The organism is Gordonia sp. CPCC 206044 (assembly GCF_048537895.1).
Taxonomy (GTDB): Bacteria; Actinomycetota; Actinomycetes; order Mycobacteriales; family Mycobacteriaceae; genus Gordonia.
The window spans coordinates 297,498-322,388 of record NZ_JBCLVL010000003.1 but is presented as its reverse complement, the minus strand read 5'-3'; the positions used below and the strand labels follow the sequence as shown (position 1 = coordinate 322,388).

General features: G+C 66.0%; 29 protein-coding genes. 12 read left to right on the top strand and 17 right to left on the bottom strand.

Going from position 1 to position 24,891, the window contains the following annotated elements:
* Positions 1-53: 53 nt before the first annotated feature.
* Positions 54-275: a translation initiation factor IF-1 gene (gene infA / locus AAFP35_RS06030; protein ID WP_005170487.1), complete on the bottom strand. Its 222-nt coding sequence runs from the start codon at positions 273-275 to the stop codon at positions 54-56.
* 458 nt (positions 276-733) lie between these two features.
* Between infA and AAFP35_RS06025 the strand changes: the two genes are divergently transcribed.
* Both AAFP35_RS06025 and AAFP35_RS06020 read left to right on the top strand, forming a co-directional pair.
* Positions 734-1,120, top strand: coding sequence for a phage holin family protein (locus AAFP35_RS06025; protein ID WP_419220644.1), 387 nt, complete (start codon positions 734-736; stop codon positions 1,118-1,120).
* Complete coding sequence (locus AAFP35_RS06020) at positions 1,117-1,854, top strand: SIMPL domain-containing protein (RefSeq protein ID WP_419220643.1); 738 nt, start codon at positions 1,117-1,119, stop codon at positions 1,852-1,854. Before AAFP35_RS06025 ends, AAFP35_RS06020 begins: the two co-directional genes overlap by 4 nt.
* 95 nt (positions 1,855-1,949) lie before the next feature.
* On the opposite strand, the gene AAFP35_RS06015 is transcribed toward AAFP35_RS06020, so the two are convergent.
* On the bottom strand, positions 1,950-2,798 hold the full coding sequence (locus AAFP35_RS06015) for an LLM class F420-dependent oxidoreductase (RefSeq protein ID WP_419220642.1): 849 nt from the start codon (positions 2,796-2,798) through the stop codon (positions 1,950-1,952).
* Between the two features lie 166 nt (positions 2,799-2,964).
* Between AAFP35_RS06015 and AAFP35_RS06010 the strand changes: the two genes are divergently transcribed.
* The 3 genes from AAFP35_RS06010 to fdhD all read left to right on the top strand — a co-directional run bounded on the left by AAFP35_RS06010 (position 2,965) and on the right by fdhD (position 6,105).
* Positions 2,965-4,323, top strand: a complete 1,359-nt coding sequence (locus tag AAFP35_RS06010) for an LLM class flavin-dependent oxidoreductase (protein ID WP_419220641.1) — start codon at positions 2,965-2,967, stop codon at positions 4,321-4,323.
* Positions 4,324-4,724: 401 nt separating this feature from the next.
* Positions 4,725-5,177, top strand: a complete 453-nt coding sequence (gene dtd / locus AAFP35_RS06005; RefSeq protein WP_419220640.1) for a D-aminoacyl-tRNA deacylase — start codon at positions 4,725-4,727, stop codon at positions 5,175-5,177.
* A gap of 52 nt (positions 5,178-5,229) precedes the next feature.
* A complete protein-coding gene (fdhD, locus tag AAFP35_RS06000; protein ID WP_419220639.1) occupies positions 5,230-6,105 on the top strand; it encodes a formate dehydrogenase accessory sulfurtransferase FdhD in 876 nt (291 codons plus the stop codon).
* 10 nt (positions 6,106-6,115) lie between these two features.
* On the opposite strand, the gene map is transcribed toward fdhD, so the two are convergent.
* The 11 genes from map to AAFP35_RS05945 form a co-directional block, all read right to left on the bottom strand.
* Entirely contained in the window at positions 6,116-6,913 is a 798-nt protein-coding gene (gene map, locus AAFP35_RS05995) for a type I methionyl aminopeptidase (RefSeq protein ID WP_419220638.1), read from the bottom strand.
* 31 nt (positions 6,914-6,944) lie between these two features.
* Positions 6,945-7,499 (bottom strand): adenylate kinase, encoded by a 555-nt coding sequence (locus tag AAFP35_RS05990; RefSeq protein WP_419220637.1) that lies wholly within the window; start codon positions 7,497-7,499, stop codon positions 6,945-6,947.
* Positions 7,496-8,821: a preprotein translocase subunit SecY gene (secY, locus tag AAFP35_RS05985; protein ID WP_419220636.1), complete on the bottom strand. Its 1,326-nt coding sequence runs from the start codon at positions 8,819-8,821 to the stop codon at positions 7,496-7,498. The genes AAFP35_RS05990 and secY overlap by 4 nt, the downstream gene beginning before the upstream one ends.
* 228 nt (positions 8,822-9,049) lie before the next feature.
* On the bottom strand, positions 9,050-9,490 hold the full coding sequence (gene rplO, locus AAFP35_RS05980) for a 50S ribosomal protein L15 (protein WP_419220635.1): 441 nt from the start codon (positions 9,488-9,490) through the stop codon (positions 9,050-9,052).
* Positions 9,490-9,672, bottom strand: a complete 183-nt coding sequence (rpmD, locus tag AAFP35_RS05975; protein WP_419220634.1) for a 50S ribosomal protein L30 — start codon at positions 9,670-9,672, stop codon at positions 9,490-9,492. The genes rplO and rpmD overlap by 1 nt, the downstream gene beginning before the upstream one ends.
* Positions 9,673-9,678: 6 nt before the next feature.
* Positions 9,679-10,335, bottom strand: coding sequence for a 30S ribosomal protein S5 (gene rpsE, locus AAFP35_RS05970; protein ID WP_419220633.1), 657 nt, complete (start codon positions 10,333-10,335; stop codon positions 9,679-9,681).
* 46 nt (positions 10,336-10,381) lie between these two features.
* The gene (rplR, locus tag AAFP35_RS05965) at positions 10,382-10,801 is read right to left on the bottom strand and encodes a 50S ribosomal protein L18 (RefSeq protein WP_419220632.1); all 420 of its coding nucleotides are present in this window, start codon (positions 10,799-10,801) and stop codon (positions 10,382-10,384) included.
* A 3-nt stretch (positions 10,802-10,804) separates the two neighbouring features.
* Positions 10,805-11,341 carry a 50S ribosomal protein L6 gene (gene rplF, locus AAFP35_RS05960; RefSeq protein ID WP_419220631.1) on the bottom strand — a complete coding sequence of 179 codons (537 nt, stop codon included), beginning with the start codon at positions 11,339-11,341 and terminating at the stop codon, positions 10,805-10,807.
* Positions 11,342-11,358: 17 nt separating this feature from the next.
* A complete protein-coding gene (gene rpsH, locus AAFP35_RS05955) occupies positions 11,359-11,757 on the bottom strand; it encodes a 30S ribosomal protein S8 (protein ID WP_419220630.1) in 399 nt (132 codons plus the stop codon).
* A gap of 251 nt (positions 11,758-12,008) precedes the next feature.
* Positions 12,009-12,926: an NAD-dependent epimerase/dehydratase family protein gene (locus tag AAFP35_RS05950; RefSeq protein WP_419220629.1), complete on the bottom strand. Its 918-nt coding sequence runs from the start codon at positions 12,924-12,926 to the stop codon at positions 12,009-12,011.
* Between the two features lie 10 nt (positions 12,927-12,936).
* Positions 12,937-13,620, bottom strand: a complete 684-nt coding sequence (locus tag AAFP35_RS05945; RefSeq protein ID WP_419220628.1) for a hypothetical protein — start codon at positions 13,618-13,620, stop codon at positions 12,937-12,939.
* A gap of 166 nt (positions 13,621-13,786) precedes the next feature.
* Between AAFP35_RS05945 and AAFP35_RS05940 the strand changes: the two genes are divergently transcribed.
* From AAFP35_RS05940 to AAFP35_RS05910, 7 genes are all read left to right on the top strand, one after another.
* Complete coding sequence (locus AAFP35_RS05940) at positions 13,787-14,122, top strand: cupin domain-containing protein (RefSeq protein WP_419220627.1); 336 nt, start codon at positions 13,787-13,789, stop codon at positions 14,120-14,122.
* A gap of 94 nt (positions 14,123-14,216) precedes the next feature.
* Positions 14,217-17,927, top strand: coding sequence for a nitrate reductase subunit alpha (locus tag AAFP35_RS05935; protein WP_419220626.1), 3,711 nt, complete (start codon positions 14,217-14,219; stop codon positions 17,925-17,927).
* Positions 17,927-19,597: a nitrate reductase subunit beta gene (narH, locus tag AAFP35_RS05930; RefSeq protein WP_419220625.1), complete on the top strand. Its 1,671-nt coding sequence runs from the start codon at positions 17,927-17,929 to the stop codon at positions 19,595-19,597. The genes AAFP35_RS05935 and narH overlap by 1 nt, the downstream gene beginning before the upstream one ends.
* 22 nt (positions 19,598-19,619) lie before the next feature.
* Positions 19,620-20,348 carry a nitrate reductase molybdenum cofactor assembly chaperone gene (gene narJ / locus AAFP35_RS05925; RefSeq protein ID WP_419220624.1) on the top strand — a complete coding sequence of 243 codons (729 nt, stop codon included), beginning with the start codon at positions 19,620-19,622 and terminating at the stop codon, positions 20,346-20,348.
* Positions 20,349-20,352: 4 nt separating this feature from the next.
* Complete coding sequence (gene narI / locus AAFP35_RS05920; protein WP_419220623.1) at positions 20,353-21,099, top strand: respiratory nitrate reductase subunit gamma; 747 nt, start codon at positions 20,353-20,355, stop codon at positions 21,097-21,099.
* The gene (locus tag AAFP35_RS05915) at positions 21,096-22,322 is read left to right on the top strand and encodes a nitrate/nitrite transporter (RefSeq protein WP_419220622.1); all 1,227 of its coding nucleotides are present in this window, start codon (positions 21,096-21,098) and stop codon (positions 22,320-22,322) included. Before narI ends, AAFP35_RS05915 begins: the two co-directional genes overlap by 4 nt.
* A 172-nt stretch (positions 22,323-22,494) precedes the next feature.
* Positions 22,495-23,058, top strand: a complete 564-nt coding sequence (locus tag AAFP35_RS05910; protein WP_419220621.1) for a DUF4262 domain-containing protein — start codon at positions 22,495-22,497, stop codon at positions 23,056-23,058.
* Positions 23,059-23,230: 172 nt separating this feature from the next.
* Here the strand turns inward: AAFP35_RS05910 and AAFP35_RS05905 are convergent, their stop codons facing one another.
* The 4 genes from AAFP35_RS05905 to rplN are packed head-to-tail and all read right to left on the bottom strand — an operon-like array spanning position 23,231 to position 24,700.
* A complete protein-coding gene (locus tag AAFP35_RS05905; RefSeq protein WP_005170384.1) occupies positions 23,231-23,416 on the bottom strand; it encodes a type Z 30S ribosomal protein S14 in 186 nt (61 codons plus the stop codon).
* Positions 23,417-23,432: 16 nt separating this feature from the next.
* Complete coding sequence (gene rplE / locus AAFP35_RS05900; protein WP_419220620.1) at positions 23,433-24,011, bottom strand: 50S ribosomal protein L5; 579 nt, start codon at positions 24,009-24,011, stop codon at positions 23,433-23,435.
* A 1-nt stretch (position 24,012) separates the two neighbouring features.
* Positions 24,013-24,330 carry a 50S ribosomal protein L24 gene (rplX, locus tag AAFP35_RS05895; protein ID WP_419220619.1) on the bottom strand — a complete coding sequence of 106 codons (318 nt, stop codon included), beginning with the start codon at positions 24,328-24,330 and terminating at the stop codon, positions 24,013-24,015.
* Position 24,331: 1 nt separating this feature from the next.
* A complete protein-coding gene (rplN, locus tag AAFP35_RS05890) occupies positions 24,332-24,700 on the bottom strand; it encodes a 50S ribosomal protein L14 (RefSeq protein ID WP_129911612.1) in 369 nt (122 codons plus the stop codon).
* Positions 24,701-24,891: the final 191 nt, after the last annotated feature.

Below are 24,891 nucleotides of genomic sequence, written 5' to 3'. Positions count from 1 at the left end.
AGGCACGACGACAGCCGTACCTGATCTGTCCTCACCCGTGTTCGGGGGAAGTCTTACTTGTATCGGTAAACGATGCGCCCACGACCGAGGTCGTAGGGCGAGAGTTCCACGACGACCCGGTCCTCGGGCAGGATGCGGATGTAGTGCTGCCGCATCTTGCCGCTGATGTGGGCGAGAACCTTGTGACCGTTCTCCAGCTCAATGCGAAACATCGCATTGGGCAGGGGTTCGATGACCCGTCCCTCGACCTCGATGGCCCCGTCTTTTTTCGCCATGTCCTCCGCGATCCTGGCTGCTCACCTCGGGGATCGCGCCTGCGTTCCCACCGGCGTGAAGCCCGGTTGAATCCGTGTTTATCCGTTACGGTGATGGCACCGGGTCGGCTGACCAGGACCATCGGTAGTGACGTTCGCCGCCCGCCCCGGCAGGCCGCATGACACGCCGAGAGCGGCATGCGACGCACACCGACGCTCTATGTTACGCGAACTGCGAGAACAGTCCAAACCGCCAGGAACCGACCACGCAGACACCCCGCGCGTGTCCCGGTGTTCCGCCCCTGCCCATCGTCGGGCGCGGGTTCGGCGTTGTCGACAGGCCGGCTGTGGTCGGTGGTCGGCCGGCGCCAGGGTCACCGCCCGCACCTTCGATGCGCCACCGACCATCCACCACCACCCGACCGATCGCGCCGCGTCGATTCCGTCCGCCGGTTCGGCCACCTGGCACACTGACTGCCATGTCCGCGTTCCTGATTCGCACGGCGTTCACGGGTTTCTCACTGTGGATCGCCACATTGATCGTGCCCGGCCTGAATTTCGTCGGCGGTTCGACGGGATGGGAGGAGTTCGGGATCGTCGTCGTGGTCGCGTTGATCTTCGGAGTCGTCAACGCCTTCGTGAAGCCGATCGTGCAGTTGCTGTCGATTCCCCTCTACATCCTCACCCTCGGCCTCATCCACGTCGTCATCAACGCGTTCATGCTCGAGATCACGGCCTGGATCACCCGGAACACCACTCACTGGGGATTGGAGGTCGACGATTTCTTCTGGTCGGCGATCCTCGGGGCCATCGTGATCTCGGTCGTCGGGTGGTTGGTCGGTCTGGTCCTGAAGGAGGCGGTGTGAGCAAGCGGAGGATGACGCGGACGACACGACGGGTCGCGGTGATCGTCGTCGCAGGCCTCGCCACTCTCGGGCTGGCCGCCTGCGGCGACGACGGCGGTGGCGACAAGCCCCGGACCGTGACCGTCGTCGGCAGCGGCAAGGTCACCGGCACCCCCGACACCCTGCACGCCGACATCGGTGTGCAGGCCACCGCCGCCGACGTGTCCACGGCGCTCAACGAGACCAACACCAAGGTCAAACAGGTCACCGACGCCGTGGTCGGCGCCGGGGTGGAGCGCAAGGACGTCCAGACCCAGGAGGTGAACCTCAACCCGCAGTACTCCAGTCCGGCGCCGGGTGGCACCGGCCAGATCTCGGGCTACGAGGCCACCAACACCGTGCGCGTCACGATCCGCGACCTCGGCAAGGCCTCCGACATCCTGGCCGCGGCGGCGACCGCGGGCGGGAACAACACCCGCATCAGCAACGTCGGGTTCTCCATCGACGACGAATCCGACCTGATGAAGCAGGCCCGCGAATCCGCCTTCGACGATGCGCGCGGACGTGCAGAGCAATACGCGTCGCTCGCGGGCGACTCCTTGGGCAAGGTGCAGACGATCAACGAACAGACCAGCGGTCAGGATCAGCCCGTGCCGCTGCAACGCGAATCCACACTCGCGGCCAGCCCGGTCCCGGTCGAGCCGGGTCAGCAGACGCTGAGCTTCTCGGTCACCGTCACCTATGCGCTGACCTGACCTCGCCCCGCGGGTCCACCGCGCCGGCGCACGCACCCCACGACACCGGCCCCGATGCGATCCGCATCGGGGCCGGTGTCGAAACAGCGACGGCCTCAGCCCGCCGCGAGAATCGCCGCGAGTTCGGTCGCCGGGGTCTCCGAACCGAGGATCTGGATCGCGACGTGGTCGGCGCCCGCGGCGAGGTGGACGTCGAGTTGTTCGCGCACCGACTCGGCGTCACCGTGGGCGACGAGCGCATCGATGAGATCGTCACTTCCGCCGTCCTCGATGTCGGCGTCGGTGTAGCCGAGACGCTTGAGATTCGACGTGTAATTGCGCAAGTGCAGATACGGCTGGTCGACCTTGGGCCGGCCCACCGACCGAGCATGATGCGCGTCGGTGCTGACGACGGCCTTGTGCTCGGGGGCCAGCAGCACGGCGTCGCCGAGTTCGTCGCGCGCGACCTTCGTGTGCGCCGGCGGGGTGAGGTAGGGATGGGCACCGAGGGCGCGGTCGGCGGACAAGCGCAGCATGCGCGGGCCGAGGGCCGCGAGCAGACGCCGCTGCGCCGGGACACCTCTGTCGTCGAGCACGTCCAGGTAGGCGCTCACCGCGTCGTAGGGCTTCCGGTATTCGGCTGTGGCCTCCGGATGCCCGGCGCCGATACCGAGATAGAAACGCCCCGGGAAGTCGGCATCGAGAGCTCTGAACTCGTCACCGATGGCGGCAGCGTCGGTGTTCCAGATGTTGACGATCCCGGTGGCCACGGTGATGTTCTCGGTGGCATCGAGGATCTTGCGGACCGGACCGAGGTGCTCCGGGGAACCGCCGAGCCAGATCGTGCCCAATCCGAGCTCTTCGAACTGCCGTGCCTCGTCCGGTGAGAACTGGCCCCACCAGCCCCAAGCGCCGTAACGCCCGAATCGTGCGATGTGTGCGGTCACGTCTGTCTCGTCGGTCATGAGGAACACAACGCTCACGACGACCGCAGAGATTCCCGCAGTACCGAATCCCGTCCGTCCACAGAGGCACCACTGCGGACAAAAGCCCACCGGGAGCGTAAGGGTTGGCGCGAGACCTGCTCCGCGCCAAGGTGGTTGGTCGGACCGCCGCCCCTCGGAAGGAACCATGAGCGCACCCACCCAGCGTCAGCTCCACCTGAACGCCTTCATCTATCCGACCGGACACCACGAGGCGGCGTGGCGACACCCGTTGTCGCAGCCCGAGCGCATCTACGATCTCGACTACTACCAGCAGATCGCCCGCACCGCCGAGACCGCGAAGTTCGACGCGATCTTCTTCGCCGACGGACCGGCATTGCGCTCCGAGGCCGCACACAACGCGGCCGGACGGCTCGAACCGATCACGCTGCTCACCGGCATCGCCGCCGCCACCGAACGGATCGGGCTGATCGCCACCGCATCGACGACCTACTTCGAGCCCTACAACCTCGCCCGGTTGTTCTCCACCCTCGACTTCCTGTCCAAAGGCCGGGCCGGGTGGAACATCGTGACCACCGGCTCGCAGGCAGCGGCGGAGAATTTCGGCCTACCCACCCACCCCGATCCGGCGGTCCGGTACGAACGCGCCGCCGAGTTCGTGGATGCCGCGGTCCGACTCTGGGACAGCTGGGAGGACGACGCCGTGGTCGTCGACCGCGACGCCGGTGTCTACGCCGACACCGACAAGATCCACCGAGCCGAGTTCGTCGGCAAGCACCTCCAAGTCCGCGGCGCCTTCAACGCACCGCGCTCTCCACAGGGAACCCCCGTCCTGGTGCAGGCGGGTGCCTCCAACGACGGGCGCGCCTTTGCCGCGCGCTATGCCGAGGCCATCTTCACCGCACACCAGACGATCGGCCACGCGCAGGCGTTCTACCGCGACATCCGCTCCCGCGCACAGGCATTGGGCCGCAATCCCGACCACATCAAGATCCTTCCGGGGATCAGTCCGTTCATCGCCGACACCGAGCAGGCAGCCCGGGATCTCGAACGTGAATTCGACGAGCTCACCGTGCCCGCCTACGGATTGCACCAGCTCAAGGGCATCGCCGAGGTCGATCTGTCCGCACTCGACCTCGACGCCCCGGTGCCGCCGTCGGCCTTCGGCGACGCCGGCGACGTCACCGACAACACGCTCAGCCGCAAACAGGTCATCGCGGGCATCGTCGAACGAGAACACCCGACGGTCCGACAACTCCTGCATCGCCTTGCAGGCGCACGCGGACATCGCGTGGTGGCCGGAACCCCGGAACAGGTGGCCGACACCATCACCGAGTGGTTCACCCACGGCGCCGCGGACGGGTTCAACGTGATGCCGCCCTACTACCCCGGCGGGCTCGAGGTCTTCACCGAGACGGTGGTGCCGATACTGCGCGAGCGCGGACTGTTCCGCACCGAGTACACCGGCACCACCTTGCGCGACCACTTCGGATTACCCAGGCCCACCGGACAATTCACACCTACGGCGAGCTGGCACGCCGGCTGACCGACGTCCCGCCCTCATCCGAGGGACGGGCAACGGTCGTGCGTGCTCGGCCGATCACCGCGGTCGACCCGCCGGCCGACGGGTTCGTCCGAACCCGCCGTCCTGCGCGGGTACATCCCACGCCGCCGTCCCGCGACGGCTCCGCCACCGGCCGGCTGACATCAGCTACACCGCTGAGCGGCGTTGGGCACATTATCCGGCCGTCGCCCCGCACGCGTGTAGGTCATGTCGGTCGGCCGGTGGCAGACCGTCGGTGAGCTCGCCTGGACGGCACGCTCCCCTAGAGCGGTGCGCTCCCTCGGACGGCGCACTCCCGCTCGAACGGCGCGCTGCGGACCGACCTCGCGACGACCGTCGTCTCGGCCACCGGTCTGCGAACGCGACATGGCACCCTGAGTTCCATGCGTGCAGTGATCCAGCGTGTCAGCGAGGCCTCCGTCGTCGTGGACGGCGAAACCGTCGGCGCACTCGACCTCACCGACGGTCGTCACGGACTCGTTGCGCTCGTCGGCGTCACCCATGACGACACCGCCGAGCAGGCGGCAAAACTGGCCGACAAGATGTGGCGGCTCCGGATTCTCGGCGACGGCGCCGGCGGCAAGGAGTTGTCCGCAGCCGATCTCGATGCGCCGATCCTGGTGATCAGTCAGTTCACCCTCTATGCGAACACGGCCAAGGGACGCAGACCGTCCTGGAACGGCGCGGCTCCCGGCGCGGTGGCCGAACCACTCGTCGACGCCGTCGTCGCCGCCCTCCGCGAGTCCGGCGCCACCGTCGCGACCGGACGCTTCGGTGCGCACATGCAGGTCCGCCTCGTCAACGACGGACCGGTCACCCTGCTGCTGGAGGCCTGAGCGGCCCCGGCCGACCACCCGCGCGACGTGCGCCCTGAGTAGGGTCGACGACGTGGGACGTATCACCACCCGACGACGGGTCACCCGGATACGGCGCGACGCGCCGTCGTCGTCACGCGCCGACGTCCTCGCCGTCGAGGAACCGCTCGAGATCCGCGTCAACGGCATGCAGTTCGCGGTCACCATGCGTACCCCCGGCAATGATGTCGAACTCGCGGTGGGCTTCCTGCTGTCCGAGGGTGTGATCGTGCGCGGCGATGACGTCGCGGTCGCTCGGTACTGTGCAGGCACCGACGCCGACGGCGCCAACACCTACAACGTGCTCGACGTGACCCTCGCACCCGACGTTCCCACCCCCGCACCGGAACTGGCCCGCAATGTCACCACCACCAGCGCGTGTGGGGTCTGCGGCAAGGCCAGCATCGACAACGTCACGCTCCGTTCGGAATTCGACCCGGGTGAAGACGACCTGGTCGTCGATACGGATCTGCTCCTCGATCTCCCGGACCGACTGCGAGCGGGACAGTCGGTGTTCGACAAGACCGGTGGTCTGCATGCCGCCTGCCTCGTCGACGGACACACGGGACAGATCGAGGCCCTGCGAGAAGACGTCGGACGCCACAACGCCGTCGACAAGGTCATCGGCTGGGCAAGCGCGCAGGGCCGAATTCCGTTGCGCGGACACATCCTTCAGGTCTCCGGCCGCGCCAGCTTCGAACTGGTCCAGAAGGCTGCGATGGCAGGCATCCCGATGCTGTCGGCGGTGTCGGCGCCGTCCTCACTGGCCGCAGATCTCGCCGAGGAACGGGGCATCACCCTCGTCGGGTTCGTTCGCGGTGGGTCGATGGTGATCTACACGCGATCCGATCGCATCCACCACCAGCCCGATGCAGCGACACTCGCCTCGGAGACCGCCCGCCCGCACTGAACGAGCGCGGTCAGGACTCGCGGCGGGTGGTCAGAATCCGTGGTCCGTCGCCGGTCACGACGACGGTGTGCTCCCAGTGCGCAGCGCGTGAACCGTCATCGGTGACCACGGTCCAGTCGTCGTCGAGCACGCTCGTCTCAGTGGTACCGAGGGTCAACATCGGCTCGATGGCGAGCGTGGAACCGATGACCAGCACCGGTCCGCGGTTGGGTTTGCCCTCGTTGGCCAAGAACGGCTCGAGGTGCATCTCGCGACCGATACCGTGGCCGCCGTAGCCGGCCACGATGCCGAACGACCGGCCGAACTTCTGTTCGGCGGCACGGGTGCCGAGTTCGATGGCGTGAGAGATGTCGGTGAGCCGAGCACCTTCGACCATGGCCGCGATACCCGCTTCCATGGACAACCGCGTCGCCTCGGAAAGGTCGGAATCGGCCTCGGACAATTCGCCGACGCCGAACGACCACGCCGAATCCCCATGCCAGCCATCGAGGATCGCGCCGCAGTCGATGGACACCAGATCGCCGTCGGCGAGCACCGTCTCCGCCGACGGGATGCCGTGCACCACCACGTCGTTCACCGAGGCGCAGATCGACCCGGGAAACCCGTGGTAGCCCTTGAAACTGGGAACCGCCCCGGCGTCGCGGATCACCGTCTCGGCGACCTCGTCGAGATCCAGGGTGCTGGCCCCGGCGCGTGCGGCGGCACGCACCGCGACCAGTGCGTCGCCGACGACGGCACCGGCCGCAGCCATGGCGTCCACCTCACCCGCGGTCCGGAACGGGACCGGTTTGGGTTTCCGAAATGCCATGGCTACGACCGTTCTCTGCTCGTTGCGAAGGTCAGGAGACCCCGGCGCCCAACGCGCTCAGCACGCGCTGGTGCACGTCTTGGATGTCACCGACCGCGTCGATCGTCTTGACCTGGTCGCCGTAGTACTCCAACAGCGGGGCGGTCTCCTTGGCGTAGACCGCGAGCCGGTTGCGGATGACCTCTTCGGTGTCGTCGGCGCGACCGCGGGCGAGCATGCGCTCCACCACCACATCGGCGTCGACCACGAACGACAGCACCGCGTCGAGCGTGCCGTCGAGGCCTTCGAGGATGTCCTTGAGCGCATCGGCCTGCTCGGTCGAACGAGGGAAGCCGTCGAGGATGAACCCCTTGGACGCGTCCGGCTCGGCGACACGGGCGCGCACCATGTCGATGGTGATCTCGGACGGCACCAGGTCACCGGCGTCCAGATAGCGCTTGGCCTCGATACCGACCGCCGTGCCCTGGGAGATGTTGGCCCGGAACAGGTCTCCGGTGGAGATGTGCGGAATGCCGAGGGCTTCCGACAACAGTTCCGCCTGCGTACCTTTGCCGGCACCGGGAGGGCCCAGAATCACGAGTCTCACTTGAGGAATCCTTCGTACTTACGTTGCATCAATTGACTGTTGACTTGCTTCATCGTGTCCAGACCCACGCCGACCATGATCAACACGGCCGTGCCACCGAATGGCAAGTTCTGAGCACCGCCGCTGTTCCCGATCTCGAGGAACAGGTTCGGCAGTACGGCGATGATACCCAGGTAGATCGACCCGGGCAGGGTGATGCGGCTCAGCACATAACCGAGGTAATCGGCCGTCGGCTGTCCGGGGCGGATACCGGGGATGAACCCACCGTACTTCTTCATGTCGTCCGCGCGCTCCTCCGGATTGAAGGTGACGGCGACATAGAAGTAGGTGAAGAAGATGATCAACAGGAAGTACACGAGGATGTAGACCCAGTTGCTGGGGTCGGTCAGGTACTGGTTGATCCATCGCTGCCAGGTCGACTGCTCACCGCTCGACCCCTGCGTCAACTGCAGGATGAGCTGCGGCAGATACAGCAGCGACGACGCGAAGATGACCGGGATGACGCCTGCCTGGTTGACCTTCAACGGGAGATAGGTCGACGAACCGCCGTACATCTTGCGGCCCACCATCCGCTTGGCGTACTGCACCGGGATACGACGCTGACCCTGCTCGATGAAGACGACGCCCGCGACGATCACCAACGCGGCGAGACAGACGAGGCCGAAGACGAGACCACCGCGGGTGTCGAGGATCTGCTTGCCCTCGGACGGGATGCGTGCGGCGATGCCGGCGAAGATGAGCAGCGACATACCGTTGCCGACACCGCGTTCGGTGATCAGCTCGCCGAACCACATGACGACGATCGCACCGGCGGTCATGACGAGCACGATGATGGCGAGCCCGAAGATCGACTGGTCGTTCAGGATCTGGTCGCCGGTGGAGCAGTCCTGCAGCAGCTGACCGCGATCGGCCAGCGCCACGATGCCCGTGGACTGCAGCAACGCCAAGGCCACCGTGAGGTAGCGCGTGTACTGCGTCATCTTGGCCTGGCCGGACTGGCCTTCCTTGCGCAGCTGCTCGAACCGCGGGATGACGACGGTCAGCAGCTGGACGATGATGCTGGCGGTGATGTAGGGCATGATGCCGATCGCGAAGACCGACAGCTGCAGCAATGCACCGCCGGAGAACATGCTGATCAGCGAGTAGATGTTGGCAGAGCTACCGTGCGACACCTCGTCGAGACATGCATGCACGGCCTTGTAGTCGACGCCGGGCGACGGAATCGTCGCGCCCAGCCGATACAGGATGATGATGCCGACGACAAAGAGGATCTTCTTCCTCAGGTCGGGCGTCCGGAAGGCCGCGACGAGGGGGGAAAGCACTGACTCCTCCTAGGAACGACCACGCGACAGGATTGAAGCTCCCCCGCGTGCTCGGCAATCGACGTTGATCGAAGCGTCAAGACAACGCTTGCACTCTAACAGTCAGGTCGCAGGCACCCGACGACGCGACCGGCGGTTGTCCGCCTTGTCCGGTGCCCCTGACGCCGATACCGCCGGGGCCGGCCACGCTCACCTGGCGCGGCCGACACCCGACGGTCTCGTTGATGTTCAGAGCTCGGTGACGCTGCCTCCGGCAGCGGCGATCTTCTCCTTGGCCGAAGCCGTGAACTTGTTGGCGGTGACGTCGACCTTGACGCCGAGATCGCCGTCGCCGAGCACCTTGACCAGCTGGTTCTTGCGAACCGCGCCGGCTGCGACGAGCTCGTCGACGCCGATGGTGCCACCCGAGGGGAACAGCTTGGCGATGTCGCCGACGTTGACGACCTGATACTCGACCCGGTTGCGGTTGGTGAAGCCCTTGAGCTTCGGCAGCCGCATGTGGATCGGCATCTGGCCACCCTCGAAGGCGGCAGGCACGTTCTTACGCGCCTTGGTGCCCTTGGTGCCGCGACCGGCGGTCTTACCCTTGGAGCCCTCACCGCGACCCACGCGAGTCTTGTCGGTCTTCGACCCCGGAGCGGGGCGAAGGTGATGGAGCTTGATTGTCATTACTTGACCTCTTCGACTGTCACGAGGTGCCGAACAACGTTGATGAGGCCGCGGTTGATCGGGGTGTCCTCGCGGGTGACCGACTTACGGATGCCCTTCAGTCCGAGGGTCCGCAGGCTGTCACGCTGGTTCTGTTTGGTACCGATGGTGCCTTTGACCTGAGTGATCTTGAGTTCTGCCATGGTCCTTTACACTCCCTGACCCGCGCGCGCCCGCAGCATGCCCGCCGGCGCGACATCTTCGATCGGCAGACCACGACGTGCGGCGACCTCTTCGGGACGCTGCAGCATCTTCAGCGCGGCCACGGTGGCGTGCACCACGTTGATCGCGTTGTCACTGCCGAGGCTCTTGGCGAGGACGTCATGGACGCCCGCGCACTCCAGCACCGCACGCACCGCGCCACCGGCGATGACACCGGTACCGGGGCTGGCCGGACGGAGCATCACGACACCGGCGGCGGCCTCACCCTGAACCGGGTGGGTCACGGTGCCCGCGATCAGCGGAACGCGGAAGAAGTTCTTGCGAGCCTCTTCGACGCCCTTCTGGATCGCCGCGGGAACTTCCTTGGCCTTGCCGTAGCCGACACCGACCATGCCCTGGCCGTCGCCGACCACCACGAGAGCGGTGAAGGAGAACCGACGTCCACCCTTGACCACCTTGGAGACACGGTTGATGGCGACCACGCGCTCGAGCTGGTTGCGGTCCTCGCGGTCACGTCCTCCGCGATCGTCGCGGCGGCCACGGCCGCGGCGCTCGCCGCGCTGGTCGTTACCCGCCGAGGCGTTGTTGTTGTTGTTGTCGTTACCGGCGGGTCCGTTTCCGCCGTCACGCTGACGTCCGGGCATCAGAGGTTCCCTCCGGTCATGTTGGTGAAGAAGTACAGATTGGTCATCAGAACTGCAGACCTCCCTCGCGGGCGGCGTCGGCGAGTGCTGCGATCCGGCCGTGGTAGTCCTTGCCACCACGGTCGAACACTGCGGCCTCGACACCGGCGGCCTTGGCGCGGGCGGCGATCAGCTCGCCGACCTTGCGGGCCTGCGCCGACTTGTCGCCACCGGCCGAACGCACGTCGGCCTCGATCGACGACGCGGCGGCCAGCGTCTTGCCGGCCAGGTCGTCGATGAGCTGCACGTGGATGTGGCGCGAGCTGCGCTTGACGGCCAGACGCGGACGCTCCGGGGTGCCGTTGACCTTCTTGCGAAGACGGAAGTGCCGATTCACGGTCGCGGTGCGACGGCGGGTCGACACGTCCTTGCCGAGCGGCTTACGGGCTGTCCGCGCAGGATTCTTCTGGGTTGCTGTATCAGTCATGGCTTACTTACCCGTCTTTCCGACCTTGCGACGGATCTGCTCACCCTCGTAGCGAATGCCCTTGCCCTTGTAGGGGTCCGGACGACGCAGGCGGCGGATGTTCGCCGAGATCTGGCCGACTTGCTGCTTGTCGATACCCGAGACCGAGAACTTGGTCGGGGACTCCACTGCGAAGGAAATACCTTCGGGAGCCTCGATCGGCACGGGATGGCTGTAACCGAGGGCGAACTCGAGGTCCTTGCCCTTCGCCTGCACGCGGTAACCGACACCGAAGATCTCCATCTTGGTGGTGTAGCCCTGCGTGACTCCGACGACGAGGTTGTTGACCAGCGAACGCGACAGGCCGTGCAGAGCGCGGTTGCGGCGCTCGTCGTTGGGCCGGCTCACGACGATGGAGTTCTCTTCCTTCGTCACGACGATCGGATCGGAAACGGTGACCGAGAGTTCACCCTTCGGTCCCTTGACCTTGACGTTCTGGCCGTCGATCGTGACATCGACGCCCGAAGGGATATCGATGGGGTGCTTGCCAATACGCGACATTTTTCTTTACCCCTCCCTCACCAGACGTAGGCGAGGACTTCGCCGCCCACGCCCTGGTTGGCTGCCTGGCGATCGGTGAGCAGACCCGACGACGTGGAGATGATGGCCACGCCGAGGCCGCCCAGCACCTTGGGCAGGTTTGTGGACTTTGCGTACACCCGCAGACCCGGCTTGGAGACACGGCGCAGACCAGCGATGCTGCGCTCACGGCTCGGGCCGTACTTGAGGGTGACGGTGAGGCTCTTGCCGACCTCCGCGTCCTCGACGCGGTAGTCGACGATGTAGCCCTCACGCTTCAGGATCTCGGCGATGTTCACCTTGATCTTGGACGAGGGAAGAGTCACCTCGTCGTGGAACGCCGAGTTGGCGTTACGCAGACGTGTCAAGAAGTCTGCGATCGGGTCAGTCATGGTCATGGGTGACCGTCAACCTTTCTCGTGGCGGTTCCCATACAGCGCCGAACACGAGAAAACATCCCGTGACCTGCGGTGGGCCTTCCACGAAGTGGATAGTTGTGCATAAGGTTCTCGCCGCCGATGCCCTTGGCTTTTCACCGGCACCGGAGACTATTCGGTTGTGGCGTGCGCGCCCCGGGAGAGCCCACAGAGCACAGGCAACCGTTCAAGTGTAGAGAATCTGCTGGCCAGACCCAAATCGTCGCCGTGAGTCACCCGCCACACAGCTGCCCGACCATCGACACGTACCCCTCGCGCACACTCCGATGGCTCGGCGCCCACCCCGACACGGAGCGGAATGCACCGTTGTCCACGCGCAGCGATCGGGTCATCGACGTGGTGCGGTCACCGAGCAGCAGCGCCGCCCGGCCGGGCGCGCGGACCCACGCATCGGCACCTACCGCGTGGGCGATGGCATCGGCGTGCACGCGCCGGGTCACCGGTTCGTCGTCGACGATGTTGTAGGTGCCCGCGGGTACCGACAACGCCGCCACCACCGCGGACGCCGCATCGTCGAGATGAATCGACGACAGATAGGTGTCGGGATGTCCGAAGACCACCCCGACGTGGCGGCGCCCCATCGCGACGAACTGTTCGCTGTGCGCCGCCCCTGGTCCGTAGAACAACCCGAATCGCAGGGTGACACCTGCTCCCGCGGCGTCGGTGAACCGTCGGGCACTCGCCTCGGCGGCATGATTGCCTTCCGCGATCGGATACCGGTCGACCTCGGCGTGCTCATCGATCCAGCGGTCACCCTGGTCCCGGTAGATCATCACCACCGACTCCTGCACCAACCGCTCCACGCCGGCACGCAGAGCTGCGTCCACCACCGCCGCCGACCCCTCGGTACGGATCCGCGTGCACTGCGCCCATGCGGATCGGCGGACGAAGCTCGCCGACGACGGCAGCGCGGACGCCAGGTTGACGACGGCCTCGCACCCGTCGAAGGCGGCGGCGAGTCCGTCTCGATCGAACAGCGACACCGCGATCGGCTCGGCCCCCTCGCCGGCGAGCGTGCGCGCCTTGTCCTCGCCTCGCGCGAGCGCCCGTACCTCGTGACCGGCGGCCACGAGTGCGGGCACCGCGTGACCCCCGATCGCCCCGGTACCTCCTGTCACGAACAGCCGCATACGACGCCCCTCACGAACCGACTCGCGTCAGGTCCAGATCGGTGCGGATGGTCGGCACCACGTCGAGGTCGCGGTCGGCACCGAAACGCGCGACGCTGGCGAGCATCGCCGTCATACGGCGGTCCAACTCCGCCTGATCGCCACCGCTGCCGTAGAAGGCATGGATGTCGGAGACCGCAGCGATCGGGAACAACTCCTCGACGATGGCGTCGACCGCTGGTGTGCCATCGGTGAGTGGCCGTTCGACGATGTTCTGGTAGTAGCCGAACGTCGCCTGGGTGTCGATGGCGACCCGCGTGTGCTCGTCGAGCCACCGATGCAGCCATTCGGCCCGATCCATGTCCACCGGCCGACGCAGGAACGCGATGTTGGCGAGCGCGTCGAGTCGGCGACCGTCGCGCGGCAACGCCGGGTCCAACGGCGCTCGTTCGGTGACGGCCCACGCGGCGACGCCGGGCACACGAGCGCTGAGGACGTCGAGAACCGGCCGCGGATCATCGGCCCAGAAACAGATCACCCCGACGATGGGCGGATCGAGTTCGTCGATCCGCATCGCCCCAGCCACCGCGTCGTCGTCGACGTTGCGCTGCAGACGGACCGCACCGGCACGCCGTACGGCGGCGGGCAGATCGTCGTCGGAGCACACCTCGCGCGCAACGTCGCCGCGCAGGGCGACGACCACTTTGTGCGTCATGTCTGCGCACGTTAGCGGTACCCGGCCATCGGCGAAACGGTTTGTGACGCATGTTTCGACCACACACCCGACGCAGGCCGGGGCGACGACGCTGATCCGTGATGGGTTGACCGATGCGTCACCGAATCCGCGGCCGCATGGCACGGCGCGGCGCATGATGGACGCCATGGACGTCACCCATCTGACACAACTGGCCGACGAACTGCTCACCACCGCGCACGCGTCCCGGAGTGGACGCGCCGCCCAGACGCTGCACGGGGATTCACGTCATCGGCTGCGGCAGACCGTGATCGCGATGACCGCCGGCGCCCAGCTCGCCGAACATCAGGGGCCGGGGGAAGCAACACTTTTCGTCATCACCGGACGGGTGACGCTCACCGCGGGCGATCGATCCGTGGTCGGTACCACCGGCGACCTGCTGACGGTTCCCGTTGACCGTCACGAGCTTTCCGCCCAGCATGATTCGGCCGTGGTGCTCACCGTGGCCACCGCCGGACGGTGAGGTCGATGGCACCCCGGTGAACGTCCGCGCAGACGTCAGGTAAAGACTGTCCGTTTCACCTGCGTCACACGCTCATCACCCGTATGGTCAAGCCATGAGCCGGGCACCTGGGGTTGACGGCGGAGCGGCGAAGGCACTGCTCGATGTGGGCAGGTTCTTCGCTCGGTGGGACGAGACCGATGACGGGCGAGCGGTGTTCCGTCACGGCGGACGCGCAGGTGATGTCTTCTACCGCGACAGGTGGAGTCACGACAAGATCGTGCGGTCCACGCACGGGGTGAACTGCACCGGGTCGTGTTCCTGGAAGGTCTACGTCAAGGACGGCATCATCACCTGGGAGACCCAGGAGACCGACTACCCCTCGGTGGGTGCCGACCGGCCGGAGTACGAGCCACGCGGATGCCCACGCGGCGCAGCCTTTTCCTGGTACACCTACTCCCCCACCCGGGTTCGCTATCCGTATGCGCGCGGGGTGCTGGTGGAGATGTTCCGCGAGGCCAAATCCCGGCTCGGAGATCCGGTGCTGGCGTGGGCCGATGTGGTCGGCGATCCGCTGCGCCGCCGCTCCTACCAGCAGGCCCGCGGAAAGGGTGGGTTGGTCCGGGTCTCGTGGGACGAGGCCGTCGAGATCACCGCGGCAGCGCACGTGCACACCATCAAGACCTACGGCCCCGACCGCTGCGCGGGGTTCTCCCCCATCCCCGCGATGTCGATGGTGTCGCACTGTGTCGGAACACGATTCATCCAGCTCATCGGCGGGGTGATGACGTCGTTCTACGACTGGTACGCGGATCTGCCGGTCGCCAGTCCGCAGGTCTTCGGGGATCAGACCGATGTCCCGGAGTCCGGAGACTGGTGGGATGCAACCTATCTGATGATGTGGGGGTCGAACGTCCCGGTGACCCGTACACCGGATGCGCACTGGATGGCCGAAGTCCGCTACCGCGGCACCAAGATCGTCACCGTCAGTCCCGATTACGCCGACAACACGAAGTTCGCCGACGAGTGGCTGCCCGCCCAGGCCGGAACGGACGCCGCGCTCGCGATGTCCATGGGGCACGTGATCCTCAAGGAATTCTTCGTCGACAAACGCACCTCGTTCTTCGACGACTATGTGCGCACCTACACCGACCTGCCCTTCCTCATCCACCTCGAAGAGCGCGACGGCAGGCTGGTACCGGGCAAGTTCCTGACCTCCGACGAACTCGGCTCGGTCACCGACGCCCCCGCCGACGAGGACGTGTGGAAGACGGTGGTCCTCGACCAGTCCACCGGAGAACCTGTCGTGCCCAACGGGTCGATGGGTTTCCGGTACGCGGAGTCGGGTGTCGGCCGCTGGAATCTCGATCTCGAAGGAGTGGTCCCCGCCCTCAGCCTCGACGGCGAGGGTGCGCACCCGGAATCGGTGTACTTCCCCGCATTCGACGCCCCGGACGGCTCGGGGTCGGTGCTGCATCGCGGCGTCCCCGCACGAAGGGTCGGTGGACACCTCGTCACCACCGTCTTCGACCTGATGCTCGCGCAATACGGGGTGGCCCGCGACGGACTGCCCGGCGAGTGGCCGCGCGGCTACGACGACGTCGAATCGCCCTACACCCCGGCGTGGCAGGCAGAGATCACCGGTGTGCCCGCCGAGGCGGCCATTCGGGTGGCACGGGAGTTCGCCGCCAACGCCGATGAATCCGAAGGCCGCTCGATGATCCTCATGGGCGCAGGCATCTGCCAGTGGTTCCACGGCGACGCCACCTACCGGGCCATCCTCTCGCTGCTGATCCTCACCGGGTGCATGGGCCGCAACGGCGGCGGCTGGGCCCACTACGTCGGGCAGGAGAAGTGCCGTCCGATCACCGGGTGGATCTCGCTCGCCAACGCCCTGGACTGGACACGGCCGCCACGCACGATGACCGGTACGTCGTACTGGTACATGCACACCGACCAGTGGCGCAACGACGGCTATTCTGCGGCCTCGCTGACGTCGCCGCTGTCGCGAGGGGTGCTCGATCACCAACACACCGCCGATGCGATCGCCCAGTCGGCACGACTGGGGTGGATGCCCTTCTACCCGCAGTTCTCCGCCAACCCCCTCGACGTGGCCGAGGACGCACAGGCCGCCGTCGACGCCGGCGACGCCGAGAACGTGGGCAACTATGTTGCGGGCCAACTCACCTCCGGTGGCCTGGTCCCCGCGATCTCCGACGTGGATGCCCCGGAGAACTGGCCGCGCACCCTGGTGCTGTGGCGATCCAACCTGATGGGTTCCTCGGCCAAGGGCAACGAGTACTTCCTGCGACACCTGCTCGGCACCCACCACAATGTGCTCGGCACCGAGAACCCGGAAGCGCCCCGGCCCCGCGACGTCGCATGGCACGAGACCGCCCCGGAGGGCAAGCTCGACCTGCTGATGTCTGCCGACTTCCGGATGACCTCGACGACGCTGCTGTCCGACGTGGTGTTCCCCGCCGCCACCTGGTACGAGAAACACGATCTCTCGTCCACCGACATGCATCCCTTCGTGCACGCCTTCTCCCCGGCCATCGACCCGCCGTGGGAGGCCAAGACCGATTTCGACATGTTCCATCTGCTGGCACGCAAGCTGTCCGATCTGGCGCGCACCCACCTCGGCGTCCGCCACGACCTGGTGAGTGTGCCCATGCAGCACGACACCCCCGGCGAGACAGCAGTGCCACACGGCCGCGTGACGGACTGGTGGCGGCAACCCGACGTCGAGGGTCGCCCGGGCCGCAACATGCCCAATTTCGCCGTCGTGGAACGTGATTACACCACCATCGCGGACAAACTGGCTGCAGTGGGGCCCCTCGCCGACTCGTTGGGATTCACCGTCAAGAACGTGACCTACGAGCTCACCGAGCAGTCACACAAACTCGCCGGCGCGAACGGCGTGATGTTGGGCGGTGCCGGCGACGGCAGACCGGCCATCGACACCGATTCGAAACTCGCCGAAGCGATCCTGACCTACTCGGGGACGACCAACGGCGAACTCGCGGTGCAGGGATTCCGCACACTGCAGCAGCGCGTCGGGTTCCTGCTCGACGATCTGGCGCGAGGGTCGGAGGAGAAACGCATCACCTTCGCCGACACCCAGAAGTCGCCGGTGCCGGTGATCACCTCGCCGGAGTGGTCCGGATCGGAGACAGGGGGCCGACGCTACGCGCCGTTCACGGTGAACATCGAGCGGCTCAAGCCTTTTCACACGCTGACCGGTCGGATGCACTTCTACCTCGACCACGACTGGATGATCGACATCGGCGAATCCCTGCCGATCTATCGTCCGCCGCTGGACATGCACCGACTGTTCGGGGAACCCAAACTCGGTCCCGACGGCGGCAAGCAGATCACGGTCCGCTACCTGACCCCGCATTCGAAGTGGTCGATCCACTCCGAATACCAGGACAACCTGTTCATGCTGTCGCTGTCGCGCGGTGGGCCCACGGCGTGGCTGAGCCCCGAGGACGCGGCATCGATCGACGTGCACGACAACGACTGGATCGAATGCGTCAACGCCAACGGTGTCGTGGTGTGCCGCGCCATCGTCAGCCACCGCATGCCCGCAGGCGTCTGCTACGTCCATCACGCACAGGAACGCACCATCGACGTGCCGAAGTCCGAGGCCACCGGACGGCGCGGCGGCATCCACAACTCGGCGACCCGCCTGCTGGTCAAACCGACGCACATGATCGGCGGATACGCCCAATTGTCGTATGCGTTCAACTATCTCGGCCCCGCGGGCAATCAGCGGGACATGGTCTCCACCATTCGCAAGCGAAGCCAGGAGGTGACGTACTGATGCGGGTCATGGCCCAGATGGGCATGGTGATGAACCTCGACAAGTGCATCGGCTGCCACACCTGTTCGGTCACCTGCAAGCAGGCATGGACCAATCGGGCCGGCACCGAGTACGTGTGGTTCAACAACGTCGAAACCCGTCCCGGACAGGGCTATCCGCGCCGTTACGAGGATCAGGAACGCTGGCGCGGTGGATGGAAGCTCAACAAGAAGGGTCGCCTGCGCCTGCGAACCGGCGGACGTCTGCAGAAACTGTTGACGTTGTTCGCATCGCCCGTGCAGCCGACCCTCGACGACTACTACGAACCCTGGACCTACGACTATCAGACGCTGGTGGATGCGCCGCTGGGAGACGACTTCCCGGTGGCCCGGCCGAAGTCGCTGATCACCGGCGAGGACACCAAGGTGCGGTGGTCGGCCAACTGGGACGACAACCTCGGTGGCGCACCCGAAGCCGGGGAACTCGATCCGATCGTGGCCAAGTTGCGCCGCGAGTCCGAGGATGCGATCAAGTTCAGCTTCGAGCAGACGTTCATGTTCTATCTGCCGCGGATCTGCGAGCACTGTCTCAACCCGTCGTGCATGGCCTCGTGCCCGTCCGGTGCGATCTACAAGCGCAGCGAGGATGGCATCGTCCTCGTCGACCAGGATCGCTGCCGCGGGTGGCGGCAGTGCATCACCGGATGCCCCTACAAGAAGATCTACTTCAACCACAAGTCCGGCAAGGCGGAGAAGTGCACGCTGTGCTACCCGCGCGTGGAGGTCGGCCTACCCACGGTGTGCGCCGAGACCTGCGTCGGCAGGCTGCGCTATCTCGGGTTGTTCCTCTATGACGCGGATGCAGTGACCGACGCCGCCTCCACACCGGACGAGAAGGACCTGTATCAGGCGCAACTGGACCTGATGCTCGACCCCGAGGATCCCGAGGTCGTCGCCGCGGCTCGGGCACAGGGCATCCCGGACGACTGGCTCGATGCCGCACGACGGTCGCCGGTGTACGCACTCGCCAAGAAGTTCCGGGTCGCCCTGCCCCTGCATCCGGAGTACCGCACCATGCCGATGGTCTGGTACGTGCCACCGCTGTCGCCGATCGTCGATCTGCTCTCCGATCAGGGCCATGATGCCGAGGATCACCGAAATCTATTCGGCGCCATCGACGCACTGCGCATCCCCGTCGATTATCTCGCCGAACTGTTCACCGCGGGCGACACCACGGTCGTCGACGATGTGCTGCACAAACTGGCCGCGATGCGCTCCTACATGCGCGACATCACCCTCGGCCGTGAACCCGATGCGTCGATCCCGGCCTCCGTCGGGATGACCGAAGAGCAGGTCTATGACATGTACCGGCTCATGGCGATCGCCAAATACGAAGACCGGTACGTGATCCCGACCGCCCACCTCGAACAGGCGCACGATCTCGAGGAGATCGGGTGCTCGCTGGACTACGACGACGGTCCGGGCATGTTCGACTCGTCGGCATTCGGCGAGGCGAGCGGGCGTCCGGCACCGGTGTCGGTGGAGACCTTCGCCGCGTTGAAGCAACGGCAGACCAGCGACACGGCGGCCGGACCGTCGAGTCTGGCCGGCCGAACCAACCTGCTCAACTGGGACGGCAACGGGGCGCCGCAAGGGATGTTCCCGCAGTCCCGGCCATCGGAGAAACCGTGAGACCCCGGCCTTCGGAGAAGCCATGAGATTACGTCGACGTCGCACGGACGACCACCCGGTGATCCACCAGGCGTCGTCGATGTGTCTGAGCTATCCCGACGACGAGATCCTCGCCGCGGCACCACTTCTCGATGACGCGCTGGCCGAACAGTCCGCCGGGGATGCCGTCGATCCGCTACGTCGGTTCGTCGCGCACCTGCGCGGCTCCGACGCCACCGCGGTGCGGCAGGACTACATCGACACATTCGACCTGTCGCGCAAGCACACGCTCTACCTCACCTACTGGACGGCGGGCGACACCCGACGCCGGGGCACCGCGCTCGGTGAGTTCAAACAGCGCTATCGCGACAGCGGTTTCCTCGTCGATCTCCGCGGTGAGTTGCCCGACCATCTGCCCATCGTCCTCGAGTTCGCCGCGCGCGTCGACCCGGTCGCGGGCGCCGAACTCCTGGTCGAGAACCGTCGGGCGCTCGAATTGATCCGTTTGTCACTGCTCGACCGTCACAGCCCGTATGCGGATGTGCTGACCGCGATCTGCGCGACGCTGCCCGGTGAGTCGCCCGCCGATCGACGCGCCGTGATGGCGATGCAGTCGGCCCCACCGGAGGTCGAGACAGTGGGCCTCGAACCCTTCGATCCGCGCCTGCTGCCGATCAGCCCGAGTCTGTCGGCGCCGCGAGCACCGGAAACGAGTCGACGTCGGCAGGCACCGGATCTTTCGACCGCGCAGACATTGTCAGAAGCGAGGTGAGGTCATGGATGTTCTGCTCTGGGGCGTGTTGCCCTACGTCGCGATCCTGCTGCTCATCGGCGGCACGATCTGGCGTTACCGCTACGACAAGTTCGGCTGGACGACGCGGTCGTCGGAACTCTACGAGTCGCGACTGTTGCGGATCGGTTCTCCCCTCTTCCATTTCGGCCTGCTGGTGGTCATCATCGGGCATGCGATGGGACTGGTGATCCCGGAGTCGTGGACCGACGCCATCGGCGTGACCGAGGACATGTACCACGTCACCGCCGTGTTCTTCGGGCTCATCGCCGCCGTGTGCACGCTGGTGGGGCTCGGCATCCTCATCTACCGTCGCCGCCGCACCGGCCCGGTGTTCATGGCCACCACCACCAACGACAAGGTCATGTACGTGGTGCTGACCGCGGCACTCGTGCTGGGCACCTACATCACGCTGATCGGCATGCTCCCCGACGCCGAGGGCGTGAACTATCGCGAGACCGTGTCCCCCTGGTTCCGGTCGATCTTCTACCTACAGCCCGACATCGACGCGATGAACGCGGCGCCGTTCCGCTTCCACATCCACGTCCTGGTGGGCATGTTGGTGTTCGCCATGGTGCCGTTCACCCGTCTCGTGCACGCCTTCACCGCGCCGGTGCATTACTTGTTCCGGCCCTACATCGTCTATCGGAGCCGCGACGCAGTGCGGGCACCCGGTAGCCGTACGTCCCGGCCCGGTTGGGCACCCGTCGGAACCCAGGATCGGCAGCGATGACCACTCAGACACCGCGACCAGAGGTCGAATCGACTCTGCGCCAAGGGCAATCACTCAACCTCTTCCTCGCCACACTCGCCTTCGGCATCAGCTTCTGGGCATGGAACCTGGTGGGCCCACTGGGGGTTCGCTACTCGGAGTTGATGGACCTGTCGTCGACGCAGAAGTCGGTGCTGGTGGCCATCCCGATCATCGTCGGATCGATGGGCCGGATCCTGACCGGTGCGCTGACCGACCGCTTCGGCGGACGCGTCATGTTCCCTGTCCTGCTCGTCGCCTCGGCACCGTTCGTGGTATTGCTCGCGGTTGCGGGCAACCTCGAGTCGTACCCGATGATGCTCATCGTCGGGTTCTTCCTCGGTATCGCGGGAACCACCTTCGCCGTCGGCATCCCGTTCGCCAACGCCTGGTACGACAAGTCCCGGCGCGGATTCGCCACCGGCATCTTCGGCGTCGGCATGGGTGGCACCGCGTTGTCGGCGTTCTTCACCCCACGCTTCGTCGATTGGTTCGGTTACACCGCAACACATGTGATCATCGCGATCGCACTGGTGGTGGTGGCCGTCATCGTGTGGATGTTCATGCGCGATTCGCCGCTGTGGCAGTCCAACCATGATGCGGTCGTACCGAAACTCGTCGCCGCCGCGAAGCTACCGATCACCTGGCAGATGGGCTTCCTCTACGCCGCCACATTCGGCGGGTTCGTCGCCTTCTCCACCTACCTGCCGACCTACCTCAAGGACGTCTACGATTTCGACCTGCAGGCCGCGGGCACCCGCACCGCGGGCTTCGCGATCGCCGCGGTGATCGCCCGTCCGATCGGCGGTGTCCTGTCCGACCGGTTCGGGCCACGGATCATCACCGTGATCGCCACCGCAGGCGCCGCGGTGCTCGCGGTGTGGATGATGACGCAGCCACCGTTGGAGTTCCCGGCCGGCCTCGACTTCGTGCTGATGGCCGTCTGCATGGGCCTGGGTTCGGGGTCGGTGTTCAGCTGGGTGGCGCAGGTCGCCCCGACCGAGCGGGTGGGTTCGGTGACCGGCATCGTCGGCGCCGCAGGCGGCCTCGGCGGTTTCTTCCCGCCGCTGGTGATGGGCGCGACCTACGATGCCGTCGACCACAGCTACACGATCGGACTGGTGCTGCTGGTGATCACGGCGGCGATCGCGCTCGTCTTCACGATGTTCGGCATCAAGAAACGCGAGCCCGATCAGATCACCTGACCGAACCCGTCCAGTTCTTCCCCCTGGTTTGTGTTCTTCCCCCTGGTATTCGCGGCGGAAGAACACAAAGCGGGGGGAAGAATCGTGTGGTCGTCGAACCTGATCGGTGTCCGGTGAGAGTTGTCGGACCCCGGTGGTCTACTCGGTTCACCTTCGAACAAAGGAGCGAACCATGTCCGACCACGCCGCCGCGATCCGGGGACTACGACGTTGGCATCCGAGCCCGATCGTCCAGGACACCATCACGCGTATCCGTCGCCACGGCTGGGCGGTCACGGCAGTGAGCCAAGTCTGCGAGTACTGCCGTTCCGATCGGTGCGAGGCTCCCGACTGCTCGTTCGCCTACACGACCGGCGTCACCTTGCATTCGCTCCCCGAGATCGCCGTCTACGGACTCGAGTTCCACGTCGGTGGCCGCCTGCTGAACGAACTGGTCGACCTGCTGCATCGCTACGACTGGCGCGACCTCGTCGACCAGGGCACCCCCGTCACCGTGCGCGCACTCGACGTGCCGGTCCAGCTGATCGAGATGATCGACAAATCCGATCTGTGCGTGACCAACGAGCTGTTCCCCAACACCCATGCGCTGCAGGCGGTGTGGCCCGACGACCACGGACGATTCCCATGGGACGCCGGCTACTCGTTACGCCACGACGACCAGCACCTCAGAGGTGTCGCCGACACCGGGGCGGCGCGTATCCGCCGACCGCGTGTCATCCGGCAGGGCCGAGCCTGACGACGATCCGCGCCCGGAGCGCGCACCCGGGCACGGGCCTCGTGCCCGCTCACGCGGTCGGCTCTCGCTCCCCGGGGTGACCGCGGGCGAATCCGGCGATCTCGATGGCAGAAATGCCGAACGGCCCTGCCTCCCACGGGAGACAGGGCCGTTCGGTCAGTACGTCAGGAAGTCACCAGCTGGACTTCTGCACGCCCGGGAGCTCACCGGCGTGTGCCATCTCGCGCAGGCACACACGGCACAGGCCGAACTTGCGGAACACCGAGTGCGGACGACCGCAACGGTTGCACCGGGTGTAGGCCCGCACGGCGAACTTGGGCTTCTTGTTGGCCTTGTTGACCAGAGCCTTCTTTGCCATCAGTTAATCCTCACAGTCAGTTGTCCTTGGAGTTCGCGTCCTTGAACGGGAAGCCCAGGTGACGCAGCAGCGCGCGGCCTTCCTCGTCCGTGGTGGCCGACGTGACGACAGTGATGTCCATACCTCGCGGCCGGTCGATGTTGTCGATGTTGATCTCGTGGAACATCGACTGCTCGTTGAGGCCGAAGGTGTAGTTGCCGTTGCCGTCGAACTGACGGTCACTCAGGCCACGGAAGTCGCGGATACGCGGGAGGGCGATGGACACCAGACGGTCCAGGAACTCCCACATACGGTCGCCACGCAGGGTGGCGCGCGCACCGATCGGCATACCCTCGCGCAGCTTGAACTGAGCGATGGACTTGCGGGCGCGACGGATCTCCGGACGCTGGCCGGTGATCAGGGCGAGGTCGGAGACCGCACCGTTGATCAGCTTGGCGTCGCGGGCGGCGTCGCCGACGCCCATGTTCACCACGACCTTGACCACGCCGGGGATCAGCATGACGTTGTCGTAGTCGAATTCCTTGTTGAGCGCGTCCTTGATTTCCTCGCGGTAGCGCGTCTTCAGCCGGGGCTGAACCTTTTCTGTGGTGGTCATGTCAGATGTCCTTCCCGTTCTTCCGGGAAATCCGGACCTTCTTGCCGGTCTCCTCGTCGACGCGGTAGCCCACGCGAGTCGGAGTGCCGTCGGAGTCCACGACCATCACGTTCGACACGTGGATGGGGGCCTCCTGGGTCACGATGCCGCCGGAGGATGCGCCACGCTCATTGGCCGACGCGGAGGTGTGCTTCTTGATCCGGTTCACGCCCTCGACGAGGACACGCTGCTCCTTCGGGAAGGCCTGGATGACCTTGCCCTTGGCGCCCTTGTCCTTGCCCGAGATGACGATCACCGTGTCACCCTTGTGCACCTTCATGTCAGATCACCTCCGGTGCCAGCGACACGATCTTCATGAACTTCTTCTCACGCAGCTCGCGGCCGACCGGGCCGAAGATGCGGGTACCACGCGGATCGCTCTCACCCTTGAGGATGACGGCCGCGTTCTCGTCGAAGCGGATGTAGCTACCGTCCGGACGGCGGCGCTCCTTGGAGGTGCGCACGATGACGGCCTTGACGACCTCACCCTTCTTGACGTTGCCGCCCGGGATGGCGTCCTTGACAGTGGCGACGATGACATCGCCAATGCCGGCATAGCGCCGCGAGGAACCGCCGAGCACGCGGATGCAGAGGATTTCCTTTGCTCCGGTGTTGTCGGCGACCCGCAGGCGAGATTCCTGCTGAATCACTCGTTAGTCTCCTTGACCTGGAAGTCATCGACACGGCGGGACCACTGTCGTGGACCACCGCATCTGTACGCCGGATTTCCGACCCGACGCACACGGTCTGTCACCACCGGACACGCGCCTGCCTGGGCTTTTACACTCGACGCTCGGTCGGGCGTGCCATCCCAGTGGGTTCGCGAACCGATTCGCGACGC